The following is an 8,688-nucleotide window of genomic DNA, read 5'->3' as shown; positions in this document are numbered from 1 at the left end:
ATGCAAGGGATCGATCCGGGCTGGAAAATGCCACCGGAGCCTGAGGGCCAAACACTGCCTTCCGCCAATGCCATCGATGATCTAAAGCGAGCCATCGCCGACACRCATGGCGGATCATCCCTGACCGACGGTTTGGTTGGACAATAATTATCTATGTTGAATTACCGCTAATGGCCCAGAGCCTACAATATCGAATGGCCGGAATGAAGGCGCGAAGCGGCTGTTCTAACTTTTCATGGAGGGGTAATAAATATCCATCCATTGCTGCCGTTTTGTTAAAATGCCTTCGTACACGCCCGCCCAAGCGGTAGACGGTGAATTATCGTGGTTGACTCGGAATGAATGACGCGAGAAGTACCGGATACTAAATCCCTAGCTCCCGGTATCATGACATCGCGTCAAAGCTTTTGGCGCGATGTTGGACAATTACAACCATCGAGTTTGAATTCCGAAAAGCTCGAATAAAGCGGTTTAGTTTAGTAGTCAGCCTTCCTCATTGCACTACCACAGAGCCAAGAATTGGTCCGATTTGGTCGCGTTCATACAAAAGCAGGACACTAAAAGCGTCGACGGCATTCTTGTGAGGCACAGCGCCGCGGCAGCAAAGAATCGCGCCATCCATTCTACCGAGAACAACGCAGCGCTATTCAATCAAGGTCTATCATGAATTCATGCATTCGTATGCGGCGGCAGGCCCGCCGGGCCGCACGTTAGCCGGAGTCTTATGCACGATCGAAGGTAAAGGAGGTGAGCAGAGTGGTGACGAAGTTACTCGCTTTCTCTTTGACGAGTACCTCTGTCCATTCGTTTGTCCCTCGCAGCATCAGACCCGAATAAATGCTGTCGACGGCGGCCTCCTCGATGCGCTTTATATGCGACTTGAACACAGCTTCATCGCCCGTTTTGTACATATCCCGCACGACCATCCGTAGGATTTCCTGAATGGCAATCTGCCAGGCCGTGTTGATCGCCTGGAGCTCATTGCTCTGCTCGGTCATTCAAATCTCCGAATATGCGCCGGCTGGCCGCGAACAATGCTATCCGGCTCGGAGGCTTCCGACAGTTCGTGAACATAAAAAAAGGCCAAGCAGATGCCTGACCCACTTGGTTAACTTGCCTTTGACAGTATCAGTATACCCGTGGCCAAGGGAAAGCGGTTACCGGATTATATAGCCTGCAGATTACAGGCAGACATTTTACCCGACTTACTGTCGCGCTCTAGYTCGTAGCCGATCTTCTGACCCTCGACAATTTCACGCATACCGGCGCGCTCGACCGCAGAGATATGAACGAACGCATCGGTGCCGCCGTTGTCAGGCTGGATAAAGCCGAAGCCTTTGGTGGAATTGAACCATTTAACTGTGCCAGTGGTCATAACGAACCCTTTCATAGCAATTGCAACGACCCGCCGAAATAGAACTTGGCGGATGATGATCTCGATCTTTGACGGGGAAGTTCGTCCAGGGCACGTTGCCAGCGCGCGATAACAAAAGTCAAACTAGCAAACATCGACGCTAGACGTGTACCCCTCCACACACCAAGATGTCAATGCGGTGCCCCCTCCGGTCGCGGTGTCGTTGTCAGCATCATAAGGTTGGGGGATGGTCGCCCTCTTCCGCGTGCACAACGGTCGCGAAGAAGCGCGCATCGTTCAAGGCGAACCGATGCTTCGCTTTTGCACCTTTGTCGTCCAAGAATTTTCAGGAGGGCGCTTGCAGGGTCGGTGCACTGAAATTGCAGGCGAGCAGGGCAGGACAGGACAGGTGAAAATATTCGTTCTTCGCAAGAGTTTGCGCCCATTCCACGCTTGCGGCTGTGGTCGTTCGCTACCGTGCTTTGGTCCGCGATTTGTCTTTCTTCGGATCGATTTGAGAGCGCACGCGTTGGAGAGCAGCCCACGATGAGCCGGACAGCGCTACGAAAGGGACTTCGTATGAAGGAAAACTCGATCACAGTCCTCGTTGTAGAAGACGAGATAATCGTCCGCATGGACATCGCCCACGCGTTGGAAGCCGCCGGCTTTAGCGTGTTGGAAGCGGGAGATGCCGACGAGGCAATCGCTATCCTGAGTGAACGCGATGACATCCGGGTACTATTCACCGATATCGACATGCCCGGAAGCATGGATGGACTGAAACTGGCGGCTGCAGTGCGGGATAGGTGGCCACCGATAAAGATCATCGTTACATCGGGACATAGGTACATGTCCGACGACACACTTCCGGTCGAGGGCCGCTTTTTTGGAAAGCCTTACCACCACAAACACATCATAAAGGCCGTACGAGAGATGGGAATGGTGAATTAATGGAGGTGGTTGTATAGCGACTTGAGGGTCGTGTGAATCCGGATGCCGTCGATCGCGATGTTGACGATGGTCAATGTGGAATATAAAGCGGGAAGCGTTTGCAGTCAGCCGTCTGGCGTCTCCCCTTACTCGATTTCAACGGAATGGATTCGATCGACATGGTCACGCATAAGAAACAATCTGTCGTGAAAACCGGCATTGCCGGGCTGGATGAAATCCTCCGAGGCGGCTTGCCTTCTTCCAATTTTTACATCCTGCAAGGTGCTCCCGGATCGGGCAAGACAACTGCAGCGCTACAGTTCCTGCTCGCGGGCGTCGATGCCGGGGAACGCTGCCTTTACGTCAGTCTCTCCCAGACCGCGGCAGAGCTTGAATCGATCGCCATTTCTCACGGCTGGAGCCTCAAGGGTATCAGAGTTGAAGAGTTGTCGGCGTCCGATGCTGTGAATGGCGCTTCGGATCAAACGATCTTTCAAACCACGGAGCTCCGGCTCGACGAAACCCGGAAAGCCGTTGAGCAGGCAATTGAAGATCACAAGCCCCACAGGCTTGTCTATGACTCGCTTCTGGAAATCCGCCTCATCACAGGAGATTCCCCGCGCTTTAGACGAGAACTGTTGGGTTTTAAGTCTTTTTTGGCGCAGCGGCAGGTGGTGGCCTTGCTACTGGATACACAGACGAACGGCTCAGTTGAGCGCAGCGGCGAGGAGGTCGAGGGGATTGCCCATGGTGTCATCCGCTTCGACAAATCGCTCGAGGAATATGGCGGGGTCCGTCGCCGGGTCGAGGTAAGCAAGATGCGTGGTGTTCCCGTTGCCGACGGCTATCATGATATGGCCATACGGGAAGGAGAAGGGGTTATCATCTACCCAAGGATAATTCMCGGGGCGRCATCCGAAACAGTCAAACCGCAGCTGATCAAGTCGGGCGTTACAGCCCTCGATGAAATGTTTGGCGGCGGACAGGAGTCGGGAACGACGACGCTTGTTATCGGCCAGTCGGGGACCGGCAAATCGACCATGTCATCATTATACGCGACAGCGGCATTGAAACGGGGCGAGAGCGTTGCGCTCTTTCTGTTTGAGGAAAGATTGGAAACGTTTTTCCGGCGTTCCGAGGGACTTGGCATGGACCTGCGCCAGTTTCACAAGGATGGCCAGCTGATCATACGGGATTTCAATCCCAACGAAATATCGCCCGGCGAATTCGGCAAGATCGCGCAAGAGGTGGTCACCCGGGAAAAGTCACGTGTGGTGGTGATCGACAGCTTCACCGGATATCTGAATTCACTGCCGCACCGCGAGAAGGCCGTGCGCGATATCCAGTCTCTGCTGAAATATCTCGCCCGTTCGGGCGTACTGACCATGTTGATCGTCGCGCAACACGGTTTGCTGGGGCAAAATGTTGGCATTGACGTCGATGTCAGCTTCCTTGGAGACACTGTCCTGCTTCTCAGAATTTCCGAGCACGAAGGAAAGCTCCGACGCAGTATCACGGTCGTCAAGAAGCGGCACGGCCCACATGACCTGGACGTCAGGGAGCTCTTGATCGAGAGCTCTGGCGTTACCGTTGTTGCGTACAACCCCCTGCCAGAGGCGTAATGGACGCCAACAATCACGGCGAATTGGATTGGGTGCTCGTACTGGCACCATACAGGAAAGACGCAGCCTATATCGAGATGTTGCTCGTGGAGCATGGCATGGTCGTCAAGGTCTGTGCCGATACGGATGATCTGGTCCAGAAGCTTCCGGAATCGCCCGGCGTGATCATTGCCACCCACGAGTCGCTGAATCCCCCGACGATCGAGGCCATCGCAAACCATTTGACCACCCAGCCAAACTGGTCGGACTTGCCAATTTTTGTGCTGTTGGATCGATCCGCACAGCAGTCGCGAATCCGAGCGGAATTGGACAGGCGATGGCCACGGTCACGCCACCTTTTCATTCAAAGACCCGTCGCTTCCCTGGAGCTTGTGAGCGGCATTCAGTCTGCTCTCCTTGTCCGGTTGCGCCAGCGGGAAGTCAGAGACTCCATAGAGCGGGAAAGGGAACTTCGTTTCGAACTCAACCACCGCGTCAAGAATATCCTTGCCAGTGTGACATCGATTTTTCGCATGACCCGTCGCGGTTCGGACACGATCGACGCTCTTACCGCAGATTTTGAAGGCCGCCTGAGCGCGCTAGCCAACGTCCACTCCGCAGTATTCGAAGCGGGGGGCGACGCCGTCGCACTGAGAGACATAATAAACTTCACTCTGGAGCCTTATCGTGCCGACGGGACTAATAGGTTTTATGTCGAAGGGCCTGATCTGATGCTCACCCGCGACGCGGGGACAACCCTGGCGTTATGCCTGCATGAACTTGTGACAAACGCCATCAAGTATGGTGCGCTTTCAACCCTGGAGGGGAGGGTAAGCGTGGTCTGGGAAATTTCGGCCACCGACACACCGACGGTGACCCTTGAGTGGGCCGAGACCGGGGGGCCGGTTGTCGCGCCGCCGACGAGGGCGGGTTACGGAACCAGATACGTGCGTGCGGCGCTGGCTGCCGTCTTTGGAGAAAAGCCCCTTGTGACTTTTGATCCTGCCGGCCTGCGGTGCGTTGTCAGTGGACCGCTTTCGAAGGTTTCACCAAGAGACTGAACCCGTGCCTCCGCCGAGTGCCGCCTCGCGGTTGCGATTTTTTTGCGAGAGCTCACGTTTCATCACCTTGGAGCGTGCGACGGTCTCTGTACATGGCACGTTGTGATTGGCTGCGTTGTCTGTCAGTCGCGCCACAATCGCCAAACGCCAAGCTCGGGGCCGACTGCCGACTGTCCGCTACGCTGGCGCTGGGGCTTCCTCGACAGGTCCAGCCTCCGCAGCTTCCACCGGCGCCGCTATTTCAGCCTTAGGCCTCCATTGCTCTTGCCATTGAATAAGGCGGTAAGAGTATGCGCGGGCTTTATCCAATGGGCTCCGTTTGGAGATTTCAATTAGCGCTTCCGCCGCCTTGTGCATGATTGCTTGGGCGACTTCGGGCGGGTTTGATACGTCGATGTAATCGGTCAACCCGGCACGAATGAGCTTTAGTTCCTCATTCGCGTGGCTCGTCAAAACCCGCACGTACTCGGCAACAGGAGCCTTAGCGATCTCCAACCCGATCTCAGAGTTGAAGCCCGCCTCTTTCAGCTTAAGGAATCTCTCATCGTTGGTGAGGTCGGGCTCGGCCTTCGCTTGAATATCCTCTACCCGCTCAACGATATCGCGGGGCAGCTCATAACCGAACCGCAAAAGGCGGTCCATATCAAAGGCGCCGGGATTTCCTTTGTTCGCGTCTACGTAGGCCGCAAACACTTTGTTCGAGGCGTCGGCCTGGTCTACCCGGCGTAAAAGGTCGATGAGCTGGGCGGTGGTGCTGAAGCTGAAGTATTTGGCGTTCCGCTCGAAGCAGTCGGTAACGATGGCAACCATCTCTTCCACGTTATCCTCGAACGAGCCGTGGAAAACCGCCCACGCCTTGGCTAACTCCGCGTTGGCTTCGCTTGCCTTTTCCCTTTCGTGCAGTTGGTTGGCATACATAGCGACAACATCGGGATCGAAGTAGCCGTTAACGACGCCTTCAATGAGGACATCGTCAAATTCGTCGGTGTGATTGTAGCCGTAGCGCCGGAGGAGCGGTCCCCATTTCATTTTCAGCGCCRCAAGCTCTGGCGTAGAGCCGTCAACTACCGAACTGTATTCGCCAAGCTGCCTGATGTAATCGAGAGGCGGTGAAGCATCGCGTTCGAGGTAGCTCCAACCGAATAGGGTGAGCGAGCCTATAACCGACTTCATCACCCCAGGCTTATAGTCCTTTAGGAGCGGCTCCAGTTCATGAATGATCCGCAGAATTTTACGTATGACGCGGACGTTATCGATCCCGAGCGATATGGTCCGAGCGGTCAGTTCTTCCTTTACCAGCGCGCTCGCGGTCTGCCCCCTAAACGCGGTCTCGGCACTTTCAGCCGGGGTCGGGGCAAACCGAAGGCTTACGTCAACGACCTTTTCCAGGAACGTCTCGAACTCTTCGCGATCCTCAAGCTGCTCATCATTCAGGAGGAGCACGACCTTGCAGTTCCGGTCATCCTTCAGCTGGGAGATAAGCCCTAGGACATCGGCGCTGCGTAGGTCCTCGCCCTTACGCTCCAAATCGTCAATGCAAATGAGTCTATTGCGTACGGTGAGGTACATCACCGTTGAGCCCACGCTGGAATACCCCTCGCCGAACACGGCACCTGCAACCCGAGCGCTCCAACTGGCCACCTGTGGCAGACCACTGAAAAGCGCGCCGACTTCTTTTGGGTCAAATTGCTCGCCAATTCGATCTCGGTTGACCGTCTGGTAAAACAGCTCCCCCTTCACATCCCCCAAACTGTTCTGCCCAAAAAGCGAGACGTAGGCGTATTTCTCTATGGCCAGCCCGCCATTGGGCTTCGCGGCCCCTTTCAATGCCTCCATCCAGGTGTAGGTTTTGCCTGTGCCCCAATGCCCTCGGATGCAGAGCACCTCGGCCGCTGGCGACCGAAGGAACTTTGCAATTTGGTTCTGGACGTTTTTCACAGACATGGCATTGACCTCACCCCAAGCAACTCGTTTCTGTAGCATGACCGGCACCGTTAGGAGCAAGCAAAACAATGGTACGGGAGATGTGGCTGAATGAACCGGCGCCGCCGCGACCTACAGCGGCGCCGAGAACGTCAGCCGAAGCGTCGCTCGGTGTAGGTGATTGTGCCGTTCTTCTTGTTCAGCGCTTCCTACCCAATCGACGATTTCGTGGTCCAAGCTAACAGCGTCATAGAAAAGATGGGGTTGGCTAAAACTAGTTGGGTTGGCACCAGCCTGCCGGCGCGAACTGCGGCCACTGTTCAGCGCTTGGCTATTGCGAGCTACCCACTGAACTCTCGCCAAGCGCAAGGCCTCCTCAGACTGCTGGATGCGCTGATCGACCTTGGCGACCGGCGCAGCGCTGCCGTTGAACAAACAGAGGCCATTTAACGTTGTGCAGACTAACCGCGCGTAGCGGCGAAAGGGGGCGCTCCGAGATTGAGCCGGTTCTAGGCGTCCTCTGGTCCACCCAGCCCGCACCCGTCGGTTCATGGTGGCTATTGGCACATACTGAGTCAGCAACGACCGACATGACGACGTTTACGCTGCGCCTCAAAAAGGCGTCATTGCAGTGCGGCACTTCCGCAGTAGGTGAAGGGCAGCTACGTTGCAATAAGCCTAAATTGCAAAGGCGAGAGGCAACTCTTAGTGGTTTCTGAGGGTCCTAAAGGGTTTTGGCGCCCACTGCGTCACGCATTGTGCCTAAATAACGGCATTCCCCACTGGATTCCGGGCGTTGAATCGCACCGGCGGTAGGTTTCCAATCAATTCGCGCCTGGTGGTATTCCTTGGCAGAATAGCAGCAGTACAAGATAATCTGATATCTCCACCGATAATTTTAGCATGCAGGCCAGGCGATGGTGACAGGTGCGGACGTTGCCTGCTCGGCTACAGAGCCCTATGGATCGATGATGCTAATGAACGGCATGGCCAGGCAATTGGGCGACGACGTCAACCATAGGACGAGCCTTGCGAGCCGGCACGGTCTGGATCAACGGCTACAAGGAAGGCAGCATTTCCGCGACTTTCGGCGGCTTCAAGCGAAGCGGTATCGGTCGGGAGAAAGGTGTAGCAGGCATGCGCTCCTATATGCAGGCCAAGAGCATGTATTGGCGCATAGAATAGAGACCGCACACCTTTCGTTTGGTACTTTTTTGCTTTTCCCGGCCGCCGGTTTCACCCGGCGGCCGCGTTCATTTTTGTTGTCAAGCTTACTATTGTGCCTGACCGCAAGCGTCACACAGTGGCCCGATCCTGCCAATTGCGGTTGCTGGATCACTGTCTAACCATTGTTCAGTATTCATTCCGGGAATAGCAGAAGCACGAGATAGTCTGATATCTGAACGGTCGATTTTGATAGGAAGGTCCTCATATACAAGTCATTCAGGTGAGGACATGAAACAGTTGATGAAGAAAAGCCAATTTGACGTTGTCGTCGTCGGCGGTGGAAATGCTGCTCTATGTGCGGCATTGTCGGCACGCGAGCAGGGTGCGAGCGTGCTTCTTTTGGAACGCGCGCCCAAGGCTGAACGGGGCGGCAACAGTTCTTATACCGAAGGGTTGATGCGTTTCGCCTATGAGGGTTCGGATGATATCCGCGCGCTGTCTCCCGATCTGACACCCGAGGAAATGGACAGCGATTTCGGCAGCTATACGGAGGACCTTTTCTTCGACGATATGGCTCGGGTAACTCATAATCGCACTGACCCGGATCTGTGCGAGATTCTGGTGCGTCAGAGCAATGAGACTATGCACTGGA

The 8,688-nt window shown here is 55.3% G+C and carries 8 protein-coding genes and 1 pseudogene; 6 read left to right on the top strand and 3 right to left on the bottom strand.

Features of this window, described 5'->3' with window-relative positions:
• Window positions 1–722: 722 nt before the first annotated feature.
• Both ACXJ5O_RS13070 and ACXJ5O_RS13065 read right to left on the bottom strand, forming a co-directional pair.
• Window positions 723–998 carry a hypothetical protein gene (locus tag ACXJ5O_RS13070; protein ID WP_114432726.1) on the bottom strand — a complete coding sequence of 92 codons (276 nt, stop codon included), beginning with the start codon at window positions 996–998 and terminating at the stop codon, window positions 723–725.
• 167 nt (window positions 999–1,165) lie between these two features.
• A complete protein-coding gene (locus ACXJ5O_RS13065; protein WP_037066731.1) occupies window positions 1,166–1,375 on the bottom strand; it encodes a cold-shock protein in 210 nt (69 codons plus the stop codon).
• Window positions 1,376–1,900: 525 nt separating this feature from the next.
• On the opposite strand from ACXJ5O_RS13065, the gene ACXJ5O_RS13060 reads away from it, so the two are divergent.
• The 3 genes from ACXJ5O_RS13060 (at window position 1,901) to ACXJ5O_RS13050 (ending at window position 4,946) form a co-directional block, all read left to right on the top strand.
• Window positions 1,901–2,305 carry a response regulator gene (locus ACXJ5O_RS13060; protein ID WP_457300260.1) on the top strand — a complete coding sequence of 135 codons (405 nt, stop codon included), beginning with the start codon at window positions 1,901–1,903 and terminating at the stop codon, window positions 2,303–2,305.
• Between the two features lie 158 nt (window positions 2,306–2,463).
• Window positions 2,464–3,906, top strand: a complete 1,443-nt coding sequence (locus tag ACXJ5O_RS13055; protein WP_457300261.1) for an ATPase domain-containing protein — start codon at window positions 2,464–2,466, stop codon at window positions 3,904–3,906.
• The gene (locus tag ACXJ5O_RS13050) at window positions 3,906–4,946 is read left to right on the top strand and encodes a sensor histidine kinase (protein ID WP_457300259.1); all 1,041 of its coding nucleotides are present in this window, start codon (window positions 3,906–3,908) and stop codon (window positions 4,944–4,946) included. Before ACXJ5O_RS13055 ends, ACXJ5O_RS13050 begins: the two co-directional genes overlap by 1 nt.
• A gap of 177 nt (window positions 4,947–5,123) precedes the next feature.
• Here the strand turns inward: ACXJ5O_RS13050 and ACXJ5O_RS13045 are convergent, their stop codons facing one another.
• On the bottom strand, window positions 5,124–6,890 hold the full coding sequence (locus tag ACXJ5O_RS13045) for a hypothetical protein (RefSeq protein WP_457300258.1): 1,767 nt from the start codon (window positions 6,888–6,890) through the stop codon (window positions 5,124–5,126).
• Between the two features lie 156 nt (window positions 6,891–7,046).
• On the opposite strand from ACXJ5O_RS13045, the gene ACXJ5O_RS13040 reads away from it, so the two are divergent.
• The 3 genes and pseudogenes from ACXJ5O_RS13040 to ACXJ5O_RS13030 all read left to right on the top strand — a co-directional run.
• Entirely contained in the window at window positions 7,047–7,319 is a 273-nt protein-coding gene (locus ACXJ5O_RS13040) for a hypothetical protein (protein WP_457300257.1), read from the top strand.
• A 561-nt stretch (window positions 7,320–7,880) separates the two neighbouring features.
• Window positions 7,881–8,054, top strand: a pseudogene (locus ACXJ5O_RS13035) (aldehyde dehydrogenase family protein); the annotation flags it as partial.
• 282 nt (window positions 8,055–8,336) lie between these two features.
• Window positions 8,337–8,688, top strand: a 352-nt coding sequence (locus ACXJ5O_RS13030; protein WP_457300256.1) for an FAD-dependent oxidoreductase, incomplete at its 3' end; no start/stop codon positions are given.

This window comes from Phyllobacterium sp. P5_D12, from assembly GCF_054049495.1.
Note: the sequence above shows the minus strand (reverse complement) of the source record. Positions and strands in the feature narration are given on the sequence as shown.

Coding starts and splice junctions, on each gene's coding strand:
- ACXJ5O_RS13050 (WP_457300259.1), top strand. CDS start 3,906: ATGGACGCCAACAATCACGGCGAATTGGATTGGGTGCTCGTACTGGCA.
- ACXJ5O_RS13070 (WP_114432726.1), bottom strand. CDS start 998: ATGACCGAGCAGAGCAATGAGCTCCAGGCGATCAACACGGCCTGGCAG.
- ACXJ5O_RS13060 (WP_457300260.1), top strand. CDS start 1,901: ATGAGCCGGACAGCGCTACGAAAGGGACTTCGTATGAAGGAAAACTCG.